General features: G+C 62.5%; 21 protein-coding genes. 12 read left to right on the top strand and 9 right to left on the bottom strand.

The window, feature by feature from the left end; translation table 11 throughout:
* The first annotated feature begins 58 nt into the window (after positions 1 to 58).
* The 3 genes from O9X62_RS11415 (at position 59) to O9X62_RS11405 (ending at position 3064) form a co-directional block, all read left to right on the top strand.
* Entirely contained in the window at positions 59 to 307 is a 249-nt protein-coding gene (locus O9X62_RS11415; RefSeq protein WP_269532986.1) for a response regulator transcription factor, read from the top strand.
* A 221-nt stretch (positions 308 to 528) separates the two neighbouring features.
* On the top strand, positions 529 to 2106 hold the full coding sequence (locus tag O9X62_RS11410; RefSeq protein WP_269532985.1) for an ABC transporter substrate-binding protein: 1578 nt from the start codon (positions 529 to 531) through the stop codon (positions 2104 to 2106).
* A 118-nt stretch (positions 2107 to 2224) separates the two neighbouring features.
* On the top strand, positions 2225 to 3064 hold the full coding sequence (locus O9X62_RS11405) for a hypothetical protein (protein ID WP_269532984.1): 840 nt from the start codon (positions 2225 to 2227) through the stop codon (positions 3062 to 3064).
* Here O9X62_RS11405 and O9X62_RS11400 read toward each other — a convergent pair.
* The 4 genes from O9X62_RS11400 to O9X62_RS11385 form a co-directional block, all read right to left on the bottom strand.
* Positions 3054 to 4538, bottom strand: coding sequence for a pyridoxal-dependent decarboxylase (locus tag O9X62_RS11400; protein WP_269532983.1), 1485 nt, complete (start codon positions 4536 to 4538; stop codon positions 3054 to 3056). The two genes, O9X62_RS11405 and O9X62_RS11400, sit on opposite strands and share 11 nt — an antisense overlap.
* 89 nt (positions 4539 to 4627) lie before the next feature.
* On the bottom strand, positions 4628 to 7933 hold the full coding sequence (locus O9X62_RS11395) for a 7TM diverse intracellular signaling domain-containing protein (RefSeq protein WP_269532982.1): 3306 nt from the start codon (positions 7931 to 7933) through the stop codon (positions 4628 to 4630).
* A gap of 54 nt (positions 7934 to 7987) precedes the next feature.
* On the bottom strand, positions 7988 to 8263 hold the full coding sequence (locus O9X62_RS11390; RefSeq protein ID WP_269532981.1) for a GIY-YIG nuclease family protein: 276 nt from the start codon (positions 8261 to 8263) through the stop codon (positions 7988 to 7990).
* A gap of 2 nt (positions 8264 to 8265) precedes the next feature.
* Positions 8266 to 8733 carry an NAD(P)H-dependent oxidoreductase gene (locus O9X62_RS11385; protein ID WP_269532980.1) on the bottom strand — a complete coding sequence of 156 codons (468 nt, stop codon included), beginning with the start codon at positions 8731 to 8733 and terminating at the stop codon, positions 8266 to 8268.
* A gap of 89 nt (positions 8734 to 8822) precedes the next feature.
* On the opposite strand from O9X62_RS11385, the gene O9X62_RS11380 reads away from it, so the two are divergent.
* Positions 8823 to 10265 carry an NAD(P)H-hydrate dehydratase gene (locus O9X62_RS11380; RefSeq protein ID WP_269532979.1) on the top strand — a complete coding sequence of 481 codons (1443 nt, stop codon included), beginning with the start codon at positions 8823 to 8825 and terminating at the stop codon, positions 10263 to 10265.
* Between the two features lie 6 nt (positions 10266 to 10271).
* Here O9X62_RS11380 and O9X62_RS11375 read toward each other — a convergent pair whose 3' ends face one another.
* Positions 10272 to 11192, bottom strand: a complete 921-nt coding sequence (locus tag O9X62_RS11375) for a peptidylprolyl isomerase (protein ID WP_269532978.1) — start codon at positions 11190 to 11192, stop codon at positions 10272 to 10274.
* 115 nt (positions 11193 to 11307) lie between these two features.
* On the opposite strand from O9X62_RS11375, the gene O9X62_RS11370 reads away from it, so the two are divergent.
* The gene (locus O9X62_RS11370) at positions 11308 to 12327 is read left to right on the top strand and encodes an extracellular solute-binding protein (RefSeq protein ID WP_269532977.1); all 1020 of its coding nucleotides are present in this window, start codon (positions 11308 to 11310) and stop codon (positions 12325 to 12327) included.
* A gap of 24 nt (positions 12328 to 12351) precedes the next feature.
* Here O9X62_RS11370 and O9X62_RS11365 read toward each other — a convergent pair whose 3' ends face one another.
* Positions 12352 to 13152 (bottom strand): ABC transporter substrate-binding protein, encoded by an 801-nt coding sequence (locus tag O9X62_RS11365; RefSeq protein ID WP_269532976.1) that lies wholly within the window; start codon positions 13150 to 13152, stop codon positions 12352 to 12354.
* Between the two features lie 256 nt (positions 13153 to 13408).
* Between O9X62_RS11365 and O9X62_RS11360 the strand changes: the two genes are divergently transcribed.
* Positions 13409 to 14161 carry an ABC transporter substrate-binding protein gene (locus O9X62_RS11360; protein ID WP_269532974.1) on the top strand — a complete coding sequence of 251 codons (753 nt, stop codon included), beginning with the start codon at positions 13409 to 13411 and terminating at the stop codon, positions 14159 to 14161.
* Positions 14162 to 14238: 77 nt separating this feature from the next.
* Here O9X62_RS11360 and O9X62_RS11355 read toward each other — a convergent pair whose 3' ends face one another.
* Together O9X62_RS11355 and O9X62_RS11350 are read right to left on the bottom strand one after the other, a co-directional pair.
* Complete coding sequence (locus O9X62_RS11355; RefSeq protein WP_269532973.1) at positions 14239 to 15741, bottom strand: CoA-acylating methylmalonate-semialdehyde dehydrogenase; 1503 nt, start codon at positions 15739 to 15741, stop codon at positions 14239 to 14241.
* Positions 15742 to 15758: 17 nt separating this feature from the next.
* Complete coding sequence (locus O9X62_RS11350; protein WP_269532972.1) at positions 15759 to 17096, bottom strand: aspartate aminotransferase family protein; 1338 nt, start codon at positions 17094 to 17096, stop codon at positions 15759 to 15761.
* 256 nt (positions 17097 to 17352) lie between these two features.
* Here O9X62_RS11350 and O9X62_RS11345 point away from each other — a divergent pair, with 256 nt between their 5' ends.
* The 6 genes from O9X62_RS11345 (at position 17353) to O9X62_RS11320 (ending at position 23780) form a co-directional block, all read left to right on the top strand.
* Positions 17353 to 17676 (top strand): helix-turn-helix transcriptional regulator, encoded by a 324-nt coding sequence (locus O9X62_RS11345; RefSeq protein WP_269532971.1) that lies wholly within the window; start codon positions 17353 to 17355, stop codon positions 17674 to 17676.
* 145 nt (positions 17677 to 17821) lie between these two features.
* The gene (locus O9X62_RS11340) at positions 17822 to 18583 is read left to right on the top strand and encodes a sterol desaturase family protein (RefSeq protein ID WP_269532970.1); all 762 of its coding nucleotides are present in this window, start codon (positions 17822 to 17824) and stop codon (positions 18581 to 18583) included.
* A gap of 279 nt (positions 18584 to 18862) precedes the next feature.
* On the top strand, positions 18863 to 20581 hold the full coding sequence (locus O9X62_RS11335) for a cyanophycinase (RefSeq protein ID WP_269532969.1): 1719 nt from the start codon (positions 18863 to 18865) through the stop codon (positions 20579 to 20581).
* Between the two features lie 166 nt (positions 20582 to 20747).
* Entirely contained in the window at positions 20748 to 21545 is a 798-nt protein-coding gene (locus O9X62_RS11330) for a CsgG/HfaB family protein (protein ID WP_269532968.1), read from the top strand.
* Between the two features lie 100 nt (positions 21546 to 21645).
* Positions 21646 to 23031 (top strand): PLP-dependent aminotransferase family protein, encoded by a 1386-nt coding sequence (locus tag O9X62_RS11325; protein ID WP_269532967.1) that lies wholly within the window; start codon positions 21646 to 21648, stop codon positions 23029 to 23031.
* A 137-nt stretch (positions 23032 to 23168) separates the two neighbouring features.
* Complete coding sequence (locus O9X62_RS11320) at positions 23169 to 23780, top strand: hypothetical protein (RefSeq protein ID WP_269532966.1); 612 nt, start codon at positions 23169 to 23171, stop codon at positions 23778 to 23780.
* Positions 23781 to 23858: 78 nt separating this feature from the next.
* Here O9X62_RS11320 and O9X62_RS11315 read toward each other — a convergent pair whose 3' ends face one another.
* On the bottom strand, positions 23859 to 24995 hold the full coding sequence (locus O9X62_RS11315; protein ID WP_269532965.1) for a PHB depolymerase family esterase: 1137 nt from the start codon (positions 24993 to 24995) through the stop codon (positions 23859 to 23861).
* Positions 24996 to 25027: the final 32 nt, after the last annotated feature.

Genomic DNA, 25027 nt, shown 5'->3' with positions numbered 1-25027 from the left:
GGCCGGCCGCCAAGCGCCGGCCATGGGATGTTCGTTTTGATCTAAAAGGGACCCAGTCATGACCCAGCAGTACCCGCAGGAGGAACCACTCTATAACAGGCTGACCGATGCCGAATTCGCCGTCATGACCCTGGTTGTTCAAGGGCTGACCTCGGCACAGATTGCGTCGGCACGCGGTAAAAGCACCCACACCGTCAATTCGCAGATCCGCGCCGCCTTTTCCAAGCTAGGCGTTTGCCGCCGTGGTCAGGCTGCCATCGAGTTCAGCAAACTCGTTGACCCTCGCCACACCCTTCTGGCCGCCTGACAGACCGATCTCCGACTCAGGCCGCCAACAAGGCGCCAGCCCGCCTCACCGGCTCCGACCCGGAAGCCCGGTTCGCAACACACCCTATCCTCGCGCCCGACCTACCCCGCGTCGGGCCGTCCTCTCCGGGCAAACCGGCTTACTCGCCAGAGTACTTCCGATGCATGGCCCAGCTAAGCTAGAGTGCAGTTCATACCACTCTGGCACAACCCGGATCCGCCATGAACTTGTTGCCCCGCCTGCTCCTGCTTGCCCTTGCCCTGCCGACGCTGGCCGCCAAGCCGCTGGTGATTTGCGCGGACGCCGATCCCGATGGCTTCGACCCGGCGCAAAGCGCCAATGATGCAAGCCACAAGGCCTCCGCGTTCAAGCTCTACAACAATCTGATCGAGTATGAGCCCGGCCCGTTCGCATTCAAGCCTGCGCTGGCTGAGCGCTGGACCATCTCGCCTGATGGCCTAGTCTATACGCTGCACCTGCGCCGCAATGTGGCCTGGCATCAAACCGAAGCATTCCGCCCCACTCGTACCTTCAACGCGGATGACGTGTTGTGGACCCTGCAACGGCAGATCGACCCTGGCCACCCGGGTGCCAAGGCCGCACCTGCGGGCTTCCCCTATGCCAATGCCGGTGACTGGAAAAACCTGTTCAAGGCGATCGACAAGCTCGATGCACACACCGTGCGCATTACCCTGAGCAAGCCTTATGCGCCCTTGCTGGAACGGCTGGCGCATCCGGCATTAGCGGTCGTCTCTGCCGAGTATGGCCAACAGCTCGACAAGGCTGGCATGCCAACGCTGATCAGCAGCCAGCCCGTGGGCACAGGTCCTTACCTGTTGCGCAAGTTCGACAAGGGTGGCGCCGCACGCTATGAAGCACATCCCCGTTATTGGCGCCAACAGCCAGCGATCGACCGGCTGATCCTGCTGACCGTGCCCGATCCGGCGGTTCGCGCGCAAAAGTTGCTGGCAGGGGAATGCCAACTGGCCGACAACATCAAGCCACAGGATCTGCCTCGTGTACTGGCCAGCCCCCGGCTTGCCAGCAAGCCACTGCGTGTGCAGTCCAGCGCCCAGCTGTTCTTCAATGTGAGCAAGCCTCCGTTCAGCGACAAGCGCGTGCGTCAGGCACTGGCCATGGCCATCGACCGCGAGGCCATCGTCAAGAGTGTGTTCGACGGCAGGGCCGAAGTGGCTACCGCGCCCTACTCGCCACGCAGCTTGTGGGGCGTGACTGCCGGCAAGCCCGCCAAACCCGACCTGATCCGTGCGCGCAAACTGCTCGCGGATGCCGGTCATGCGCAGGGCCTGGAGGCGGAGTTATGGGTGCGGCCGGGTGGCTCGGGCACCAATCCGAACTTCCGCCTGACGGCCGAACTGATACAGGCAGACTGGGCCAAGCTGGGGGTGCGCCTCAAGCTGAACCAGATCGAATGGGTAGAACTGATCAAGCGCGCCCGTGCAGGCGAAGCACCGGCCCTGCTGAGTGGCTGGAGCGGTGCACTGGACCCGGATGGGTTTTACAGCAATCAGGCGAGCTGCGATGCCGCGAAGAACGGCTACAACTTTGCACAATGGTGCCACACCAAGGCCGAGGCCGCGCTGGACGCCGCCCGCGTGAACCCCAGCCAGCCCGAGCGCAGCCGGCACTATCTGGACCTGCAAAAGCTGCTCGCCGATGAAATGCCGTTCACGACCCTGAGTTGGGGCATGCCGCTGGTGGTTTATGATCGCCGCCTTGATGGCGTGGAGCCAACGGTCAACGACAGCTTCAAGCCGGAGCGCCTGCGCTGGCGCTAAGACGGCAGTGGCAATCTCCACGCGGCGCCGGGTGGCGCCGGTACTGAAGGGCGACAGACAGGGGACAGCCATGCAAAAGGCATGCGGCAGAATACCGACAGAGTTGCTATACCGGAGCATGAGGAATACAGCCTGCCTCGCACTGCTGCTCTGCCTGATCTGGCCGGTTTCGGCAGCGACCATCGTGGCGCCCACCGATGTGATCCGCGATTACCAGAGCATGGTCGGCACCACCCCGCCCGAGCTTTATGAACTGCGTCGCAATGCTTACAGCCGGCGCGATGCGGTGGAATTACTGCTGACCTGCCAGGCGCTGCGTCTGGGAGGTTACACAGCGCCGATCCGTTTTGTCGCCATCGACCCCTATCCGCGCCGACTCGCAGAATTGCAGACAGGGCGCGCCACGCTCACTGGCAATACCTCGTGGCTGGCTGACCTGCAGGGCCGGCCGCTGGATGTGAGCCCGGCACTGATCGAATCCGGGCAGTTCGAAGCCGCGCTATTTACCGCACCCGATAACCACCGCGCCCTGCGTAGCCAGACACTGGCTGATATCCAGCAGCTGTCCGCTGTTTCCCACCGGACCTGGACGGCCGACTGGCAGGTCTTGCAAAGCCTGCGGCTGGCCCGGCTAGATGCAGCGCCCCAGTGGGTGTCGATGGTGCGCATGGTGGCCAGCAAGCGGACAGACTTCCTGCTCGCTCCGTTCCAGCCCAGCGAGGATGGCAGCCTCAGCGAGGAGGGTCGCCGGCTGGTCCCGATCAGCGGGATCAAACTGGTGCTGCCAGGCAGTCGCCATCTGGCCATCTCGCGCACCGCGCCTGATGCCAGCGCTGCGCGTCAGGCGCTGGAGAAAGGGCTGGCGCTCATGCATGCCAGCAAGCTGATCAGCCGGGCCTATCAGGTATCCGGCTTTTTCCTGCCGCAGGGTGATCGCCGGGTCCGTATCAACCCTTGAGTCGCGCGCGGCCTGCCGCGAGCACCGCATCCAGCAGCAGATCAATATCGCTGGCTCTGGTGCGGTGGTTAACAAACGCCACGCGAATCGCCATCTGTCCCTGCACCACCGTGGTCGATGGCACGGCCACGCCCGATTCCTGCACATCGGCAACAATATCCGCCTGCAAGGCATCGATCTGGTCAGCCGGCGCACGCAGGCGGAAGCAGACAATATTGAGCGCCACCGGCGCCAGTCGTTCCAGTTCGGGCTCGGCATCGACACGGCGTGCCAACTCGGCAGCCAGTACACAACAGTGAGCCACGACCTCACCCAGCTTGTCGGTGCCATACGTCTTGAGTGTCATCCACACCTTGAGGGCGCGGAAGCCACGGGAGAGATCCGGTCCGAAATCGGTAGGCCAAGGATGGTTCCCCGCCAGGCCGCGGGGTTCGCGGCGCAGATAGGCGGGCTGGCTGGCGAAGGTTGCCGCGTGGATCGCTGCATCGCGCACGAGGATACAACCGGCGTCATAAGGGATTTGCGCCCATTTATGGAAATCGAAAGCGACGGAGTCTGCCTCGCTCAAACCCTGCAACAGCGGCCGCTGCGCAAGGGAGAGCATGGCCAGGGCACCGAATGCGCCATCAATATGGAACCAGAGGCCTTCATGCCGGCAGAGCACCGACAAGGCGGCCAGATCATCCACCGCTCCCACGTCCACGGTGCCCGCGCTGCCCACCACCATAAAGGGTTGCCTGCCGGCGGCGCGATCCTCCGCGATGGCGGCGGCCAGCAGATCCAGGCGCATGCGGTGATCGGCGTCACAGCCAATCAAGCGCAAGGACTGCTTGCCCAATCCGGCCATGTCAACGGCACGGGCCACGCAGTCGTGCGCTTCGGTGGAGGTGTAGGCCACCAGTTGATGATCACCCAGGCCCGACTCTCTCACAGCAGGGCCAAGGGCCCGTGTGCGCGCCACCAGTACGGCGATGAAATTGGCGAGCGAGGTGCCCGTCACCAGTACGCCGCTGGCATCGGCCGGGAAGCCCAGCATCTGGGCTGACCAGCGGATCACCAATCGTTCGACTTCAATCGGCGCATGATCGCGACCGCCCAGATTGGCGTCGAGTGCACCAGCCAGCAACTCGGCCAGCATGCCGACAGGATTACCCCCCCCCTGCACCCAGCCCAGAAAACGCGGATGGATATTGCCGGCAATATACGGCGCCACCTGCGACTGGAACTCGTCATAGACTGAAGCCAGCTCGCCAGGGGCCTGCGGCAATGAGGCAGTACGCCAGTGGTGGCGGACCTCGGCAGGCATGGCTTGCCAGACCGGCCGGTCGCGTACGCCGGCAAGCAAATCAACCATGTCGTCCAGCATCTGGTGTCCGAGCGTGCGCAGTGCTTGCCAGTCTGCCGGATCGAGGCTGTCAGGCGCGGCGGCAAACCCCGGTACGGGGGCGGAAGGCGGGGTATCGGCTTGGGGCATGGTCAATCGGGCGGCCATGAAAAAATGAGGCGCAAGTCTACCGCAGTTGTGTCGCCGGCAAGGCCGGTCGACCCCGGGCTGGCAAGCTGCTAGGCCTCGTTGCGGGGCAAGGTGCCGAGCGCTGCAATCAGCGCCAGCCCGGACTCGATCAGGGCCATGCGCAAGGCCGCAGCCTCCGTACCTGCGCGGACGGCATGTTCCAGTGCCTGCGCTTGTCCAGCCAGCTGATCCGCGCCCAGATTGGCCGCCATGCCCGCAATGTTGTGCGCCAGTCGGGCGACTTCTGTGTCATTGCCCTGGTCGGCCTGCTGCTGAATCTCGGCGAGCAAGCCTTCGAGCGTAGCAGGCAGGCGCTGCAAGAGTCGCAGATACAAAGCCTGCTGCCCGCCCATGCGTGCAATGGCCGCCTCGGCGTTGAGGGCATCAATGCGGCTCAGTGCTGTGTCGGCATCGCTGGGGGCGGGTGCGGCGACCGGACCCGTGGGTGTGGGCGGCCATGCCGGGTCACGGTGGCGTTGCCATTGCGCCACCGCGGCCTGGAAGCGGGCAGGATCCATCGGCTTGGTGAGCGAATCCTGCATGCCCAGAGCCAGGCAGCGGTCGCGCTCCTCCGGTAAGGCATGGGCAGTGAGCGCAATGATGGGCAGCCCGGCATACCGTGGATTGGCGCGGATCGCGGCCGTAGCTGCAAAGCCATCCATCAGGGGCATCTGCATATCCATCAGTACCAGGCAGTAGTGGTCCGCCGCGTGCGCGGCCAGCAGCGCCAAGGCTTCCTCACCATTGGCAGCCACATCGGCGCTGTAAGCCATGCTTGCCAGCAGCTCGGTCACGATCTGCTGATTGATCTCGTTATCCTCGGCCAGCAGGACATGTCCCTTGATCCGCTCAGGGTCAGGCGATGCCGGGGGGGGCTGTTCCACCATCGGGGGGGCATTGTCGCGCACGGGGACATCCGGGTTCTCCAGCGCGAGTCCGAGGGCTTCGATGACACTGCTGCGGACAAAGGGACGGAATAACCAGGCATGGGCCACCGCCTCGCGACCGGGCAGATCACCCAGTGCCGAGATAAGGACCAGTCGCATGCCCTCACGTGCCAGTTTCTTGCTGGCACCCGCCTGCCTGACATCACAGAACAGGAAATCGGGCGAGGCCCCTGCCTGCAGACTTTGCTGCGCATGATCGCCATCCACCGCTTCCACAACTTGCAAGCCCAGCTCAGCCAGCAAAGCGGCCAGCAGCTGTCGGGTAGGCGCGTGGGCACAGAGCACTAGGGCCGCGCGGCCCTGGCATGCTGGTGGTGAGGCCGGCAGATCAGCTTGCACCGGCACAAAACCCAGCCGCAGGCGGAACTGCGAACCCTGTCCCGCTTCGCTTTCCACGCTGATGCCACCCCCCATGCGATCGGCCAGCTGCTTGCAGATCGCCAGGCCCAATCCCGTGCCGCCGTACTTACGGGTGGTTGAGCCATCTGCCTGAGCAAATGGCTGGAACAGACGCGCCGCCTGCGCTTCGCTCATGCCGATACCGGTATCGCATACCTCGAACAGCAGCATCGCCCGCTCACCTGCCATGCCCTCATGCCGTACCCGGATACTGACCTCGCCACGCTCGGTGAACTTGATGGCGTTGTTGGCCAGGTTCACCAGTATCTGCCCAAGCCTGAGCGGGTCACCAAGGAGCTGGGCGGGTACCGTCTTGGCGACATCGAACCAGTAATCCAGACCCTTTTCCTCGGCGCGCTGCCCGGTGAGCGTGGCCACATGGACCAGCACGTCATCCAGCGCGAACGGTACCGTCTCGATATCAAGCTTGCCGGCTTCGATCTTGCTGAAATCCAGCAAATCGTTGATGACTTGCAGCAAAGCCAGGGCCGAGCGATGGATCTTGCCCACATAGTCGCGCTGCCGCACCGACAGCCCGCTGCGCAGGGCCAGATGCGCCATGCCGATCACGGCGTTCATGGGGGTACGGATTTCGTGGCTCATATTGGCCAGGAACTCGGATTTCAGACGATTGGCCTGCTCGGCCGATTCCACCGCCTGACGCAGTGCGGCATCCTGAGCCTCCAGGCGCGCATTGGCCGCGCTGAGTTCGCGCGTGCGCATGCTGACCCGCGCTTCCAGATCACGCTCCGATAGCTGGAGTGCATCGACCAGTTGCTGATGGCTGGCCAGGGCCTGCGCCTGCGCCTGTTCCTTTTCCAGCCGCAGGGCATTGAAACGGGCAGCCAATGCAAACGCCAGCAACAGCATCTCCAGCGCGGAGCCGATCTGCATGCCATTGATGGTGAAGAAATTGGTGGGCACCAGACCAAGGCTGCGCAAGGCGGTCAGGCTCGCAGCCAGGGCCAGCACCAGAAAGGCCAGCAGGAAGTACGCCGCACCGCGCTGCCGCCGGCTTAAACAAACCACGGCGGTCAGCAGAAGCATGACCATGGTAAGGCCATCAAGGGCAATGGCAGGCTTGATGCTGGCCTGGAACGAGATCAGGAAGCCAACGATCTGCACGCCGTGCAGCACCATCAGCAGGCGCAACACCTTATCCAGACCGGGCACGGAAAGGGCTGTTTCCAGCAAGCGGCGCAGGAAGGCCAGCAGGAACAGACAGGTCAGCGCAAAGCTGATCATGGTGGAGATCTTGGCCCACGCCGGGGAGTCGGGCCAGAGGAACTCGTAGGCCAAACCGTTGTAGCAAGCCAGCGACAAGGCAGCACTGATGCCGAAGGCCACATAGAGCAGGAAGTTGCTGTCGCGCAGCGCCACGAACAGCAGCAGGTTATAGAGCACCATGGCCATCACGAGGCCGAAGTACCACGCCTGTGCCATGTAATCGGCCCGTTCGTGGCGGGCAAATGCCTCCGGGGTCCAGAGCCGGGCGGGCACATCCATCGAGCTGTCGGACACGATGCGCAGGTAGTAGCTGTGCTGCTCGCCTGCCGGCAGGGTCAGGGGAAACACGAAGTAGCGGTTGGCGACGGGGCGCTGGGCAAAGGGCAGTTCGCCACCGCTTTTGATCTGGGTGCGGGTTTCCGGCTGATAGAGGGCGATCTGCTCATGGTGGGCATAGCTGATCTCCAGCAGACGCTGGACCGCGTGCGGTGCATCGTTGCGCACGGTAAAGCGCAGCCACCATGCCGAGCGGGTCAGGCCCATATTCAGTGAATCGCCCTGCCAGCCACCCCGGAAGCGCGCTTGCATCTGCGGGCTGAGTACATCGTCGAGGCTCAGCGTGCGATCCGGGTCTTCGAGCACGCTGAAATGCTCGATCAGCGAAACCTGCGCCTGAGCAGGCTGCAATCGAAGCGGCTGCGCCGGTGACGCCAGCACGGTGGCGCACAGGACAAACGAGGCCGCCAGACGGACCAGCCAGAGGAAGGGGTGTCGGAAATGCACGGACAAGGCTTGGGCTTGCAGTCAATACCGCATGCTAGCCCAAAGGGCGGCGGCTTACCCGGACTGTGCGGCAATCAGTGCCAGTTTGGCGGGGCGATCAAGCCGCTTGATGGCGGCCTCGCGCTGCGATGCAGCCGAGCGGTCGGCACAGGCTTCGGCCCACACCAGGGTTACCGGCAGGCGGCTGCGGGTGTAGCGGGCACCGCTACCCGCATTATGGGTTTGCACCCGGCGCAGCAGCTGATTGCTGATACCGCAATAAAGGCTGCCATCCGCGCAGCTGAGCAGATAGACGCACCAGCCTTCTGGCCAGGCTGCCGAATCCGCCATGCTCAGAACACCCCCAAGGCAAGTCCGCTGGCCAGCGCAGCACCCAGCTCCCGTGCGGCCAGCCAGTCGGCCTCGGTCGGCGCGCCCTGCCAGATCGACGGCGGTGCGACTGCCTTGAAGGGATAGCCGGCAACAATCCGCTCGACTGCCGTGACTGCACCGCGGCCATCATTCCCGGCGACCACGATCAGGGCATAGGGCAAACCTGCCACTTTGCCTTGCGCGGGATAGAAGGTCCGGTCGAAAAAATCCTTGAGCAGGCCGGCCATGTAGCCAAATTTTTCCGGGGTAACCAAGAGCAGGGCTTGAGCCGCCAGCAAGTCCTCGATACCCGCTTCAGCGGCACGCAGCATGATCACGTCCGCCTCCCCGGTCGCCGCTGCGCCATCACGGGCTGCCAACGCAACGCGGGCAGCGAGGCCGTCATCATGCTGGCCGGCGTGCAGGATCAGGAGTCGTGGACGATTCATGGGAGGAGGCAGGGGGCCGATGCCGCGATTGTAGCGCCCTGTACGATGGAGCACGCTAAAGTAAGGACATCGCCACGGATCGTACCGCCATGTATTACACCGTCTCCCAGCTCCGCGACATGGAACAACGCGCCACGCATGAAGGCCTGTCGCTGATGCCGCTTGCTGGCGCTGCGGCAGCCCGGTTCATCTGCGCCCGTTTCGGCCCCGCCGCCCACGTGCTGTGCCTGGCCGGCCCCGGCAACAACGGCGGCGATGCGTTGGTCTGTGCCCGCCTGCTCAAACAGCGCGGCATGGCGGTCGAGGTGCTGTTGCCTGTCGGACCTGCAGGCTTGCCTGCCGATGCCGCCGCAGCCCATGCCGCCTGGCTGGACGCGGGCGGTACCTGCAGTACCAAGCTGGTGGATGCCGGCTGGCAAGTCGTGGTGGATGGCCTGTTCGGCATCGGCCTGAACCGCGCGCTCGATGACACTTGGCAGACGCTGGTCGATCAGATCAATGCGATGGGGAAACCGGTGCTGGCGCTGGATGTACCCAGCGGCCTGCATGCCGATAGCGGTGCGGCGCTGGGGCGACCCATCCTCGCCCGCTGGACCCTGAGCATGATGGCGCCCGTGCGTGGGCTGCTGACCGGTGCCGGCCCGGATCACGCCGGTGAGCGGCACACCGATACGCTAGGACTGGATGCCCGCTATTTCCCCATGCCTGCCGTCTGCGATTGCCATGGCATCACCCTGCCCCGACGCGTGCGGGATAGCCACAAAGGCCGCTTCGGCAGCGTGCTGATCGTGGGCGGCGCACCCGGCATGGCCGGTGCTGCCTTGCTTGCGGGCCGAGCGGCGGCCCATGCAGGCGCAGGCAAGGTGCATATCGGCCTGCTCGACCACCGCGTCGCGCTTGATCCTCTACAGCCCGAGCTGATGCTGGCTGCTGCCGATGCCCGGCAGATGGCCGCAGCCAATGTGATGGTCATCGGCCCCGGTCTGGGCACGGACCCCGCCGCCCTTGTCTTGCTGGACGCCGCACTGCACAGCGCTTGTCCCTTGGTAGTGGATGCCGATGCACTGAACCTGATTGCCCGTGATGCCGCTCTGCGCGCAGCGTTGTACGCGCGGGGTGTGCCGACCGTGATCACCCCTCACCCCGCGGAGGCCGCACGACTACTGGGTTGCACCACCGAGGCCATCCAGGCAAAGCGCTATGACGCCGCGCGGGCCTTGGCCAATGGCCTGGGGGTGACCGCCATCCTCAAGGGACAAGGTAGCGTGATCGACAACGGTAGCCACACGGCGGTGAACGACACCGGCAGTGCCGCCTTGGCCAATGGCGGCCAGGGCGATGTACTCAGTGGCTTGCTTGCCGCATTGCTGGCACAGGGCATGAGCCCTTGGGACGCGGCGCGCCTGGCGTGTCAGGTACACGGTGCCGCCAGCGATGCCTTGCAAGCCGCCACCGGTCAGTGGGTCACGCTGGCCAGCGAGGTAGCGGTGGCGGCCGGTGTGCAACTGGGCCGACACCGCGCACACGGCTGAACCCGGTCAGGGCATGGCCGGCGCTGCCTTGGGGCGGGTCGGCACCGTCATATTGCAGATATTGGTATGACCAGCACTGTAGACATACCAGTCGCTGGTGCCGCGACGACGGGCCTCGACCAGTTGCTGCCAGGTCTTGCTCTCGGTACGCAGCACTTCCAGCGCGGGACGCTCGGCCTCGGGTAGCTGGCTCAGCAAACGCGCCTGCCGGATCGGCACATACTGCTCGGGCTTCTCGTAAAAGCCCATCGCGCCTGTTCCTCGTGGCAATGCCGACAGCGCTTCCATGCCCTTGATGACGCGGCCCACGACAGTGATGTTCAGGTCCAGCGTACGAGGCGCATGGCCGATGATCGCGTACAGACTGGCACCGGTGCTGCTGTCCACTTCGTTACCCCGTCCCGCCCCTACCACGCCATAGCAGTGGGCAATCCAGGCGCGATTGCGCTTGGGGTCTGCCGCAACCGGAAACCCGTCCACAAATCCCGATACCGGCGCAAAGCCGTCCGCATCGCCCAGCTTGCTAATCGGTAGTCCTTTGTAGGCGATCGAGAATTCAGCCGGCAGCTTCTTGTCGGCACTGCCCAGGGTTTTCGCCGGGGACTTGGTGTCATCATCGTCTGCCGGGTCGCCCCACTGGCTCACAAAGTTATCCTGTACCCGGATCACCGCTAGACCGTCGAAATAGCCTTCGCGTGTGAGGGTACGGATGTTGGCGGCATGGCGTGGCGCAAACCGCGGTGCCAGCTCCATGATTACATCGGTACCGTTCACGTTCATCAGCACCGTGTTGTCAGGGTCCAGCCCGCGCCAGTCGCTGGCCGGCGATTGCTTGATGATCTCGGCCGGGGTAGGCCGCTTGGCCTCCGCAGCACAAAGCGGCAAGGCCACGAAGGGGGTCAGCAGGGTAAGGGTTAGGCGACGCAAGGTTGGCTCCTGATCAGGCGGTCCTGCCGGCTGCTTGCCCCCGCGCGGATCGCGCACCGGGATACGGGCCTGCGCCGACACAGACAAGCCCGAAACGCTTTGTTAAGCTGGAAGCATGCAGCTTGTCAAACTCACCTTGCTGACTGTCATCGCGGCCTGCAGCTTGCTGGCTGAGGCGGAAGGCCGCCTGCGCGTCCTGGCGTGGCCCGGCTATGCCGATCCGGATGTGGTGAGCGCGTTCGAGCAGCAGACCGGCGCCAAGGTTGATGTCACCTTTGTGGATACCGACGACGCCCTGTGGGAAAAGGTTCGCCTCCATGATGGCCAGGATTTCGATGTCGTCGCAGTCAATACGGCCGAATTGCAACGACTGATCGATTTCGAACTAGTACAGGCTTTGCCGCTGGCGCAGATCCCGAATATCCAGCAGCAGCTCAAACGCTTTCATCAGGTCAAAGGCATCAGCCGCGCCGGCTCACGCTATGCCGTGCCGTTCACGTTTTCGGAAATGGGTCTGATCTACAACAAACGGCTGATCAGTACGCCCCCCACCTCCATGGCAGCGCTGTGGGACAAGCAATACCAGGGACGCATCGCCCTGCATGAGGGCAGCCCCCATAACTTCAGCCTCACCGCGCTGGTCATGGGTACGGGCAATCCTTTCCAGATCAGTCAGGCGCAATTTCCCCGGGTGGTGAACCGGCTGGTGGCGCTACGTGCCAATCGGCCCCATTTTTATAGCTCGCCCGATGATGCCGTTACCTTGTTCCGGAATCACGACATTGCCCTGATGTTCGGAAACTTCGGCAGCCAGCAGGTACGGCTGCTCAAGAAGGCCGGGTTCGATGTCGGCTATGTGATACCGAAGGAAGGGGCGCTCGCCTGGCTCGATTGCTGGGCCATGTTGCGTGGCGCCAGTGACCGCAATCTGGCCGCTGCGTGGATCAACCATATGAGCAGCGTCGAGGTGGGCCATATCCTGACCGAGCGTCAGGGGCTCGCCAATACGCAGGAGCCTTGGCCAGGGATACGCGATAAAGACCGGATTGTCTGGCTGCAACCGGTAGAGAACAGCGAGCAACGCAATCGTTACTGGGCGCGCATTCTTTCCGGCTCCCGCAAGGGCATGTTCTAGCCCGGCGGGATCAGGCCTGCTGGCCTAGTCTTCCTGGGCACGCCATTGCTGGATGCCCTCCTTGAGCAAAGCTTCGATCACGTTCTCTTGCGCAAGCTTGTGCATCGCCCGGGCAATCTTGCCGCGCAAGGCGCCCGTGTTGCAGCGCGAGTTGTGGGAGAAGGTCAGGAACAGGTCTTCCTGGCTCACTGGCACCTGTGCCGCCACCAGACCCTTGAGATTGAGGCGGGCTGCAAACGCCTTGCCGGGCTCTTCCTCGTAGATCACATAGTCACCGCGATTGATCGAGAGCATGCGCAAGGCGCTCTCCAGACGGGCCACTTTCTCGATCTTGAGGTGCTTTTCGGCATAGCGATCAAACGCTTCGCCAAAGCTGTTGTTGATGACGGTGAGTCCACGGTGACCTACCAGATCTCGCCACTTCGTATAATGGATCTTGCGACCCTGCTGGCTCCAGATCACCGTACGGGTGCGGGTGATGGCAGGCTGGAAGTAATCCATGTAATCCAGCCGCGGCAAGGTGAAGAACGCCCCCGCAATCAAATCCACCCTGCCTGCCCGCGTTTCTTCCTGCACACGCCCCCAAGGCCCGGCGTACTTGACCAGAATCGGTATCCCGATTTCATCGGACAGCCGCGCCATCAGCTTGGCGTTGGCACCGATCAAGCGGTTCTCATCCAGTGGATCACGCCAGAGATAAGGGGGGTATTCCGGATTGCCCGATGCAATCAGCTGCGTGCACGGCCCCTCGCCCGCCACACCCAGCACGGCGAGTCCTAGCCATACGCAACGCTGCAGCAGCAAGCTCGCCCGGCAAGCACTCATCCTCTCTACCCTCGGCCGACTAATCCCCAGACAGTGTAGGAGACAGTAGGCCGTGCGCCAATAGCGGATCGCCCGTGTGCAGGCGGTTAAGGCTGCCGCGGCCAGGCGGGTCAGCCAACGCGGGTCCCCTGCCCGGCATCCACCGTTACCCGCCATGGCCATGGGGTAGATGGCAAGGCGCACGGCGGACAGCTATACCTAGGGACATCAATCGTGACGCTCGCAGCATAGGCGGGCAGACCTGAAAGGACGCGCATTGAAGCTCATCCCACCCCTGCTGCTGATGGCATGCCTGGTTTTCCTGCCTGGCATAAGGGTCGGGGCTGCCGAACCCTCGCCACGCATCGTGGCTTTCGAGATGCCGGGGCTGGCCGATACCAGCAGGATTCGCCCTTATGACCGGATCCTGCAGCGCGCCGGCGAGCAGGCCGGTATCCCGGTCCGGTTCGAGTACATGCCGCCGGAGCGGGCCAAACAATTGTTCCTGCGCGGACGTGTAGGGTGCTACTTCCCTTTTGATCCTGCACTCTTCGCCGAGGTCGACGAAGCCTCCTTGCTGATGTCGCATACCTTCAACCTCGCCAAGTCCTATGTGTTCAGCCGCAAGGGAGAGCGCACCTTCAGCCGCCTGGAAGACACGGCAGGCCTGCGCATCGGTGCGCGCTACGGGCTGACATACGGGGCACATTACGAACGAATCAAACAGGATCCGGCCTGGCAGATTGAACGGGTGCAGGAAGACCGGGTGAACTTCCGCAAACTGGCAACGGGACGGCTGGATGTGATGCTGGCCTACCTGCCTGATCTGTTCGCCGACTTCAACGAGACCATGCTGGCCCAGCTGGATTACCAGCGCGAACACCCTTTGACCGTGCACCGGGACGCGATTGCGTGCCACCCCAATCCGGCCAACCGCCAGTTCATGACGGCGTTCAATCAAGGCATGAAGCAGCTGGAGACCAGTGGCGAGCTGCGCCGGTTGCTGGGGCCGCTCTATATCGCGCCCTGAATACAGGGTCACGACGCAAGCGGAGCCGTGCCGTGCATCGATTTGCACGGCACGGCTCCGCCGAGGACCTGCTGCAATTACTTCATCGTGGGCATCACGAACTCGGCACCCGCGCGGATCGATTGCGGCCAGCGGGCCGTTACCGTCTTGAGGCGGGTATAGAAGCGGAAGGCCTCGGCACCATAGGTGTGGTGATCGCCGAACAGTGATTGCTTCCAGCCACCAAAGCTCATGAAGGCCATGGGCACCGGAATTGGCACGTTCACGCCCACCATGCCCACCTGGATGCGGCTGACGAAATCACGCGCGGCATCGCCATCGCGGGTGAAGATGGCGGTGCCGTTGCCATAGGCATGTTCGTTGGTGATACGCACAGCTTCGTCATACGAGTCCACGCGCACCACGCACAGCACCGGGCCGAAGATTTCCTCCTGGTAGATCTTCATGTCGGTGCGCACGCCGTCGAACAGCGAGCCGCCCAGGAAGAAGCCGCTCTCGCAGCCGGCCACCACATGGTTGCGGCCATCCACCACCAGCTTCGCGCCTTCGGCAATGCCGGTTTCAACGTAACCCGCCACCTTGTCGCGGTGCTGGCGTGTCACCAGCGGGCCCATTTCCACATCGGCGCTGCTGTCCCAGCTACCGATCTTGAGCGCACGCACCTTGGGCGCGAGCTTCTCGATCAGCGCGTCGGCTACGGCATCACCCACGGCCACCGCCACCGAGATCGCCATGCAGCGCTCGCCGGCCGAGCCGTAGGCGGCGCCCATCAGCGCATCCACTGTCTGGTCGAGGTCGGCATCGGGCATCACCACCATATGGTTCTTGGCGCCGCCGAGCGCTTGCACGCGCTTGCCGTGGGCCGTGCCGGTCGAATAGATGTACTGCGCAATCGGCGTAGAGCCGACAAAGCTCACCGCCTGGATATCCGGGTGATGCAGGATCGCATCCACGGCCACCTTGTCGCCCTGGACGATGTTGAACACGCCATCGGGCAGGCCGGCTTCCTTGAGCAGCTTGGCCAGCAGCAGCGATACCGATGGATCGCGCTCACTGGGCTTGAGGATGAAGGTGTTACCGGCCACGATGGCCAGCGGGAACATCCACATTGGCACCATGGCCGGGAAATTGAACGGGGTGATGCCGGCCACCACGCCCAGCGGCTGACGCAGGCTATAGCTATCGACGCCCGTGCCCACATTCTCGGCAAACTCGCCCTTGAGCAGATGCGGTGCCCCACAGGCAAATTCCACAATCTCCAGCCCGCGGATCAGTTCGCCGTGGGCATCGGCCTTGACCTTGCCGTGCTCGATGGCAATCGCTTCGACCAGCGCATCGGCATGCTTTTCGATCAACTCCTTGAACTTGAACATCACCCGCGCCCGGCGCAGCGGAGGCGTGGCCGACCAGGCCGGCAGCGCGGCTTTGGCCGCTTCAACCGCCGTGTGCAGCTCATCGGGCGTGGCCAAGCCTACGCGGGCGATGACTTCGCCTTGGGCGGGGTTGAACACATCGCTGTAGCGGCCCGAGGTGCTAGGTACTTCAGCGCCGTTGATCCAATGGTGCAGGGTCTTGCTCATGTTTGTTGCTCCAGTTTTTAACCCGCAGCGCGGATGGATTCACCCAGCACGGCAGTCATATGGCCGATCTCTTCCGGGGTAGAAACAAAAGTCGGCCCCATGGCGATGATGTCGCCCGTGAACCGGAACAGTACGCCACGCTTGAGCGCTTCTTCAAATACACGGATCGCGCGCATGCCCGGCTTGCCTTCCATGGGGGCCAGTTCCACCGCTGCCGCCAGCTGGCAGTTGCGGATATCGATCACATTGGCTTCGCCCTTGAGGCTGTGCACGCTCTCCTGCAGCAACGGGCTCAAGGCGTTGACGCGGGCATAGATGTCTTCGTCGGCAATCACATCCAGCGCCGCATGGGCCGCGGCTACGGCCAGTGCGTGGCCCGAGTAGGTGTAACCATGGAAGAACTCGACCATATGGTCGGGACCAGTCATGAAGGTGTTGTAGATCTGCTTGCTGGCAATGACGCCACCCATGGGCACGAGACCATTGTTCACGCCCTTGGCAAAGGTGATCAGGTCGGGTGTTACATCCCAGTACTGTGAGGCGAACGGGGTGCCCATGCGGCCAAAGCCACAGATCACTTCGTCAAAAATCAACAGGATGCCGTGCTTGCTGCACAGCTCGCGCAGACGCTTGAGATAACCCTTGGGCGGCACGATCACGCCGGCCGAGCCCTGCATGGGCTCAACGATCACGGCGGCGATCGTGGAGGCATCGTGCAAGGCCACGATACGCTCGAGCTCATCGGCCAGATGCGTGCCCCAGTCGGGTTCGCCCTGGCTGAAGGCCATTTCCTTGAGATTGTGCGTATGCGGCAGGTGGTCCACGCCTTGCAGCATGCCGGCAGCAAACATCTTGCGATTGGCGACCATACCGCCGACCGAGATACCGCCAAAGCCCACGCCGTGGTAACCCTTCTCGCGGCCGATAAAACGGGTACGGTGCGCCTCGCCACGGGCACGGTGGTAGGCCAGCGCCATTTTCAGCGCGGTATCCACGGCCTCGGAACCCGAATTGCAGAAGAAGACATGATCGAGCCCGGCCGGTGCCTGATCGGCAATACGCTCGGCCAGCTGGAAGACTTGCGGCGTACCCATCTGGAAGGCTGTGCCGTAATCGAGCACATCCAGCTGCTGCTTGACCGCCTCGACCAGCTTGGGATGGCGATGCCCCAGACCGCAGCACCACAGCCCCGACAGCGCGTCGTAAAGCTTGTGGCCCTCGGTCGTCCAGTAGTAACTACCCTCGGCCTTGGCCAGCATGCGGTGCGCGCGGTGAGCGGCATCCTGCTTGTAATAGCGGTTGTGGCTGAACGGCATCCAGTAAGGATCCAGGTTCAGTTGCGTAGTATCGGTCATGGCAGGCTCCGCTGTTTACTGTATTGAAAACCGTACTGGCATGGGCTACGCAGCACGGATTGCACATGCGTCGATACTCTTATAAATCAATGAGAATAAACAGATACATTGGCTGCCTCTAGCCACATATCTGTACCGACACCAAGATCAGTACAGAACCAAGCCCATCGTTCCCCAGCCGATTTGGAAAACGTTGCAGCCATCCGGTTTTGGTTAATCCTTTACATGGGCATAAATGTGCCCGTATGCTTCACTCATGGAAAATAAAGAAGCCGTTGCTGCCTGTCTAGTTGCACTAGATGGCGCCCTGTTCAAGGCGCTAGCGGAGCCTGCGCGCATCGATATCTTGCGGGTCCTCATCCTGCATGGTCGTCAAGATGTCGGGTCCGTTGCAGCCCAGGTGCCGCAGGATCGCTCAGTCGTTGCCCGTCACCTTCGCACGCTGGAACTGGCAGGGTTGCTACGGGCAAGCTCGGAAGGACGCCATACCTTTTATGAAATTGATGGCGCGGGTGTTGTACGTCAGCTGGAATCACTGTTAGCCCTATTCCGGCAACTTGCCCCAAGCTGCTGCCCCTAGTTCAGATTCGGCTATGCCGTCGCCAGTTCGACGGCATTTATTTAGCTCAATATGTGCATTTGGGTGCACAAATGCACCTCTATTCACTGCTTCCGCACCCGTTGCACCCAGATTCCAGACACCTATACCCCCTCAGGAGAAAGTCATGACCGTTACCCAAGCAATGCATACGCTTGCAACATTGCTCGTGCCCACCGCATTTGCTCTGATGTGGCTACTGGAAAGAACCCGCGCCGCGCGTAGCTATGTATCCATCCCGCACTGGAACGCGCTGGGAATCGGATTCTTCATACTGACAGCCATCGTCGGTTCGCTGATGCCGCCGTTGTTGGCCGCAACAGGCTTTTCCTCGATGCGACTGTTGAATCTGAGCGGAATTGGATGGTGGGGCTTGCCTATCGGTCTGCTGACCACATCACTGGTGCATTATTGGTGGCATCGCGCAGAACATCGTTTCAACCTGTTTTGGCGCCTCGGCCATCAGCTTCATCACAGCGCAAGGCGTATCGATGTGGCAGGCGCTTTCGTGGTTCATCCGGTCGAAGTGGTCATCAAGACCGCTATTGGGGTGACGGTGGGCTCGGTGCTGCTCGGACTGGCATCCGAGGTAGCTGCAATGGTTACCGCGCTACTCGCCGTCATCAGCATTTTTCAGCACTGGAATATCTCCACCCCGCGCTGGCTGGGCTGGATCATTCCCCGGCCCGAAATGCATGGCCTGCACCATGAATTCGACATCCATGCTCGAAACTACGGTGACTTGGCCATCTGGGACATCCTGTTTGGCACGTATGCGAATCCGGCGCATTTCGACAGCCCCGTCGGCTTCACTGAAACCGCCTCCCGCCGATGGTTGGCGATGCTTTTGATGCGAGATGTGAATGCTGCCGGCGACGAGTTAATCTGATTCAGGCATAGGTAACCGCCTTACCCGGCTCTTTGTCTTTTGCATGCAACGCCCGCGTCACCATGACATACAGGCATGCGACAGCGAATTTCAATTTCCTGCCAAAAACGTCGTTTTGACATATTTCCATGTCTCACCCCCTGATCCGCCCCGAACGAAATCGCTAGCATGGGTTCGTCGCCCAACACGCCAAGGTCGCGATGCATCACAGAGCGTGAAACGCGACGGCGGATGCCGCAGCCAGCGGCCTACATCACCAAAAGAATCAAAGGGGTAGACATGAAACACAGCCACATCAAGCTGTTGGCCGCGAGCCTGAGCATTGCCCTCTGCGCGCCGGTCATTGCCGGCAAGAATCTGGTCCTGATCGGTGGCGGCAACAGTGCCTGCGCCAGCGATGGCAGCAGCAGCTGTACGAGCACGGTGACCTGGTCGGCCAACGCCCGCAAGGAAGATCTGTTCAAGCTGACCGACACGCAATACAACGCACTGCGCGCCCGCACCGATCTGTTCACCTCGGCCCAGATCACCAAGTTCGCCAGTCTCACCCGCAACACCCAGTACAACTTCACCGACTTTGACGACATGCTCTACAGCAAGCTCGGCGCGACGGTGTATGACAGCCTGAGCAACGATCAGTACTACGCAGTGCTCAACTACTCTGAAGTGGCGCAACTGGCCAACGGCAATACCATCGAAGTGAACTACAGCGCCACCAATGCGCACAACGTGGCCTACACCAATCGCTTCATCCAGCTGGCCGAAAGCAATGTGGGCACAGGCAACGCGGTGATCGGCGTGGTCACTGCCTCCACGGCCGATGGCTACTTCTCGTACAAGTTCAACGAGAAGTTCTACAAGGCCGCCGGCGCCAAGGAAGTGGTGTGGATTCCCGTTGATACCGCCTGGCGCAAAGCCTTGGGCAATTGCGGCACCCTGCAGGCCAAGGTGGAGACCGAATACGGCAACTTTGACGTGGCGCGTCGCTACACCGATCTCTTCAACAAGCAGATGGCAGCCTGCCAGAGCCCCGCCACCACCGTACAGGCTGATCTGAACCGGATTACCGGCATCCACTTCGTCGGTGGCAACCAGGCCAAGCACAAGGAAGCCTTCATCAACGCCAACGGCACCGATACGGCCGAAATGGCCATTCTGCGCACCCGCGTCAATAACGGCAGCGTGGTGTATTCCGGCACCTCGGCCGGGACCGCCGTAGCGGCGAATGTGCCGATGATTACCGGTGGCGATTCCTACAACGCGCTGGTCTACGGCACGGTTGCCGCGCCGGGCACCGGATTGCGGGCTTTTGACCTGACCGTGGATAACGGCGGCGGTCTCAAGCTGTTCAACTATGGCGCCATCGATACCCACTTCGGCCAGCGCGGCCGTCAGGGCCGTATCGTGCGGCAAGCGCTCGATGCCGGGCAGAACTTTGCCTATGGAGTGGACGAAAACACTGCGCTGGTCGTCACCAATGCCGACACCAGCAGTGCGCTGATGACTGCCATTGGCGAGGGAGGCGTCTATCTCTTCGACCTGCGCAACAAGATCGTCAGCACCGACAGCACCACCGGCCGCAAGAAGATCCTCGATGTACTGGCCAGCTACCTGACCAAGGGCGATACCTACGCGCCCTACACCGAGGTATTCACCAAGGCGAGCAACAAAACGCTGCTCAACGGCGTGGAGTACTACAGCAGCGCCATGTCGGCGACCAAGGATATCTTCTCCAGCCCCAATAACACCGCACCGTATGCCGTGGCTTACACCAAGCGTGCGCAGGACTTCTGCAACAGCCGTGTGACCACCGTGAACGACACCACCTGGGAGAGCAAGGCTCGCGCAACAACCGCCATGCCCTATCCGGTGCAGTACCAGATCTACTTCGACAAGATCACTGCCACCAAGTGCTACAACGTCAGCGGTGCTGGCCGCAATGCGGATGCCGCGTCTTACTTCAAGATGTCGGTTGATTTCATCCCGCGCAACCAATAAACCACGCGACGCAGCAACCCTCGCCCCGCACTGCCCTGTGCGGGGCTTTTTTATGCCCGCGGCAGCACATGCCATTGTCGTAACTAATGCCGACCATACCGGTATCAATCAGGGCTGGCCGGTGGGGTAAGATGGCCGCTCACTTTTTCATCTGGCTTACACCGCTATGAAACTCACCCTGGCATTGCTGACGGGCCTGTCCCTTCTTTCGCTCAATGGCTGCAAGCAAAGCGGCATCGAAACCGGTAACGCCGGTGGGCTGGTGACGGGAGCGGCCGGACAGAACGGCAGCAAGGGTGAGACGCGGTCCATCGAAAAGTGCGATGCACCGATTGCCACCCTGGGGGTGATGGAGAATCCCAACGGCTATACCTACACGGCCGGCGCAGGACGCCTGCCTGAGTCGCCCGTGCCGCTGGTCCGGCTGATGCTGCAACAGAGCGGCTGCTTCCGCGTGGTGGACCGCAATCTGGGTCTCAAAGGCACCAAGCAGGAGCTGGACTTGCAGGAAAGCGGCCTGACCCGCAAGGAGACCACCGTGAACCCTCGTGGCAATGTGCTGGAAGCCCAGTACGTGCTCACGCCGACCCTGGTGTTCTCGGAACAGAACGCCGGCGGCGAGCTGGAAGGCATCCTGGCGCGGATTCCGGTCATTGGCCAGTTCGCTGGCCTGGCCGACAAGGTCAAGTTCAAGGAAGCGCAGGTGGTGCTGACCCTGACCGATACCCAGACCACCGAACAATTGGTCAGCGCCGAAGGCTCAGCCAAAGCCACCGATCTGGGGGCCGCCGGCCTGATCGTCGGTCTTTCCGGCGGTGCCGGCATGGCCGGCTGGACCAATACCAACGAGGGCAAAGTCATCTCGGCGGCCTTCCTCGACTCGGTCAACAAACTCATCCCGCATGTGCGCGAACTGGAAGCCAAGGCCATGCCGGCACGCGCCGCGACCCGGCCCGCGACCTGATGCACGACCAGTGACCAAAGCTCTGCGCCACACCTGACTGTACTGACATCCACCACCACAGGCCGATACACTGGCAGACATACCGTATTGGATGTCTGCCATGCTGCCACTGGATCCTGCCGCCCCCACCCCGCTGACCGAACAGATCGTACAGGGGCTGATCGCCAAGATTGAACGCGGCATCCTGGCCGAGAATGCGCGCCTGCCCTCGGTTCGCGGCTTGGCACGCACGCTCGCCGTCAGCCCTTTCACGGTGGCCGAAGCCTACAACCGGCTGGTCGCTGCCGGCTGGATTCATGCCGAGCGCGCTCGCGGCTATTTTGTATCGGCCCGGCACGCCGCTGGCGCACGCGCACCGGCTCGCGCGCCGGTGGATGATGCCTGGCTACTCAGCCGGGTCTATGAAGACCAAGCCCTGGATCTACCGGCGGGAAGCGGCTGGTTGCCGCCAGACTGGCTATTCGAGGATGGCGTACGCAGTGCCCTGCGGCAGTTGGCCAAGGCGCCCGGTGAACAGCTGACCCGCTACGGACATCCGCAAGGGCTACCCGAGTTGCGCCAGCAACTGCAATGGCGGCTCGCGCTCAGGGGAATCGAGGCACCTGCCGAGCAGATTGTGCTGACCCACGGCGCCAGCCAGGGGCTGGATCTGGCAATCCGCCTGCTGGTCAAACCCGGTCATACCGTGCTCGTCGATGCCCCCGGCTACTCCACCTTGCTGGCCGCACTGCAAAGCCACGGGGCGCTGATCCGCGGGGTGCCGCGCACCGCCAACGGCCCGGACATTGCAGCGCTGGCCGAGCTGGCCAGCCGTCATCGTCCGGTTGCCTTCTTTACCAACAGCGCCCTGCACAACCCTACCGGCACCAGCACAACGGCTCAGACTGCACATCAGATACTCAAGCTGGCAGAACGCCATGATTTCCATGTGGTGGAAGACGACCCGTTTGCCGATCTGCTGGCCAGCCCATCGCCCACACTGGCCAGCCTGGATGGCCTGGACCGGGTGATCTATCTGGGGAGTTTTTCCAAAACCCTGTCACCTGCCTTGCGTCTGGGCTACCTGGCCGCGAGCCCGGCCCTGAGCGCGCGCGCCACCCAGTTACGCATGGCCGCCGGGCTCACCGGCTCCGAAATCCTCGATGCCTGTGTACTCGCCATGCTGAGTGATGGCCACCACCGCGCTCACCTCGAGCGGCTGCGGGAACGGTTGAGCGAGGCGCAGCAACGGGTAGGCAAACGCCTTGGCGAACTGGGCTGGTCACTGTTCCATCAACCCGGAGGCGGCTTGTTCCTGTGGGCAGAAGCCCCGGCCGGCCTGGACCCCGCCAAACTGACCCGCACCGCCGCCGCCGCAGGCATCGCGCTGGCGCCGGGCCGGTTCTATCTGCCCGATGGCGAAGACAGCCGGCACTTCCGCTTCAACGTAGCCTGGAGCGACAACAGCCGGCTCTATGGCTGGCTGGCAGCGCAGCAGGCGGCCTGAGCCACCAGTCGGCGCTTGGCTTGGCATTCCCCCGCCGTTCGTCGCAGACGGGATTTTTAACAGCGGATTTTCACCCAAACGGTGGACGACAAGCTGGCTTGAGCAGGCGTACCGTGCGCATTCAGGAGGAATTGCGCATGACGACCCAGCTGCCAATACACCAGAGTCCCGCCGTATCACTTCCCCTGTCCGGATCGCGGGAGCGCCACTGGACTGGACAAGGTCACGCCGCACTGATGATTGTGGATGCGGATTGCCGGATCGTGCACACCAATGTCGCGGCCAGCCTGTTGCTGCATGGCGGGAGCGGCATGGTCATGCGCGACCAGCGGCTTGCCGTTGCCGACCTGGGCACGGCGCTGGGTGTGGCAGTGGCCAATGCCAGCGGCCGGCTGGGCCCCATGCACCCAAGCAGTCTGCGTCTCAGCCAACTCCATGCCCGACTGATCTGCCTGCCGCTGCCACCAACCTGGCGCGAACAGGCCTCCTGTACCGGGCAACACGCCCTCCTGCTGGTACTTGGGCAAAACCATGCGAGCCCGGATATCCTCTGGCGGCAGGTTTACGGATTCAACGATATGGAATGCCGGCTTGCAAACTGGCTGCTGAGCCACCATGGCAGCAGCGCCATCCAATATGAATGGCTCACTGGTTGCCTGCGCGTGCTGCAACAGAAAACAGGCTCGCTCGATGCCGACAGCCTGATCACCGAACTGCGCCTCTGTAGCGGCATGCCTCCCATGAACTAAGGGATCACAAGGATGCCTGACCGGGCGCTCTCATTGCAGTCAGGCTGGGTAAAGGACGCGCATATCCCGGTTGGGCTATCAGCTCGGAGATTGCTCCAAGAAGAATCTAAGCATCTCCTCACTGGCATCGGGTCCTTGTGCGTCGGTAAAACTGCCTTTGCGGCTCCCGCCCGACCAAGCGTGTCCGGCACCATGTATGAGCCAATGCTCGATCATCGGGCGGCCATCCGCATGAGGGTAAACCGTGACCGTATAGCGGTGTCCATGCCTCACTTTGCCTTGCCGGCGTGAAGTGGGCGGGTAATCGATGGGTACCTTGGCTTTGGCCCGCAAGGCTGACTCGGCCTGTTTGGCGAGTTTTTCACCATTCACAGGATGCACCGTCTTGTCCTGATCGCCATGAAACACGATGGTTGGTCGTCCTTTCCAGCCTTGTAAGCACGCCCCTTGGTGACTTTTACCGTGGTGCATGGCGTGCAGTGCGGACGTCATATCGCTCGCTGCAGCATAAGGCAGGCCGGAATGCACGCCAACGGCTGCAAACAGATCGGGATAAGTGGTCCCCATGATGACGGCCATGGCACCGCCCGCGGACAAACCGGCTACAAAAACCCGGCGCGAATCAATCTGGTATTGGCGCACGATATCTTGCGTCATCCCCGCCAGAATGGCGGGTTCGCCACTGTCCCTCATCTGGTCTGCCTCCTTGAACCAGTTCCAGCAACGGTGGCTATTAGCCTCGCCGGACTGAGCGGGATAGAGCACGAAACATGAATGCTTCTCTGCGAGCCCATTCATCTGCGTACCGGCAGCAAAGTCATCAGGCTGCTGAGTGCACCCGTGCAGCATCACGATCAAAGGCAAGGACTGACCCTGATAGCCACCGGGAACATAGAGCTTGTAACTACGACTACCTGCTGCACAACGGTAAGTACCGTCGATAAAGCCAGGCACCTCATGCACGGGGAAAGTGCCGCGCGCACGTCTGTAAGGTGGTGTGTCAACCAACACCTCGCCTCGCAGCACGGTGTCGGTATCAACCACATGAAAAACGCCTTCGATCGGTGCCGCCCCGTCAAGCGACGCGACCTTTGCGGCAATCACAGGCGGGTCCTTACGCAGGGCCCGCTGTATCAGCGCCGTTGCCTCCATCACACTGCCCTGAGCTGTTAGTCGGGTTGCTTCCTGCAGCCTGTTTAGCCAACGTTCGTCCATCTCGCGCCTTTCCCTCTCATTGACGGCAATAC

This window comes from Chitinimonas sp. BJYL2 (assembly GCF_027257935.1).
Classification (GTDB): Bacteria; Pseudomonadota; Gammaproteobacteria; order Burkholderiales; family Chitinimonadaceae; genus Chitinimonas.
Note: the sequence above shows the minus strand (reverse complement) of the source record. Positions and strands in the feature narration are given on the sequence as shown.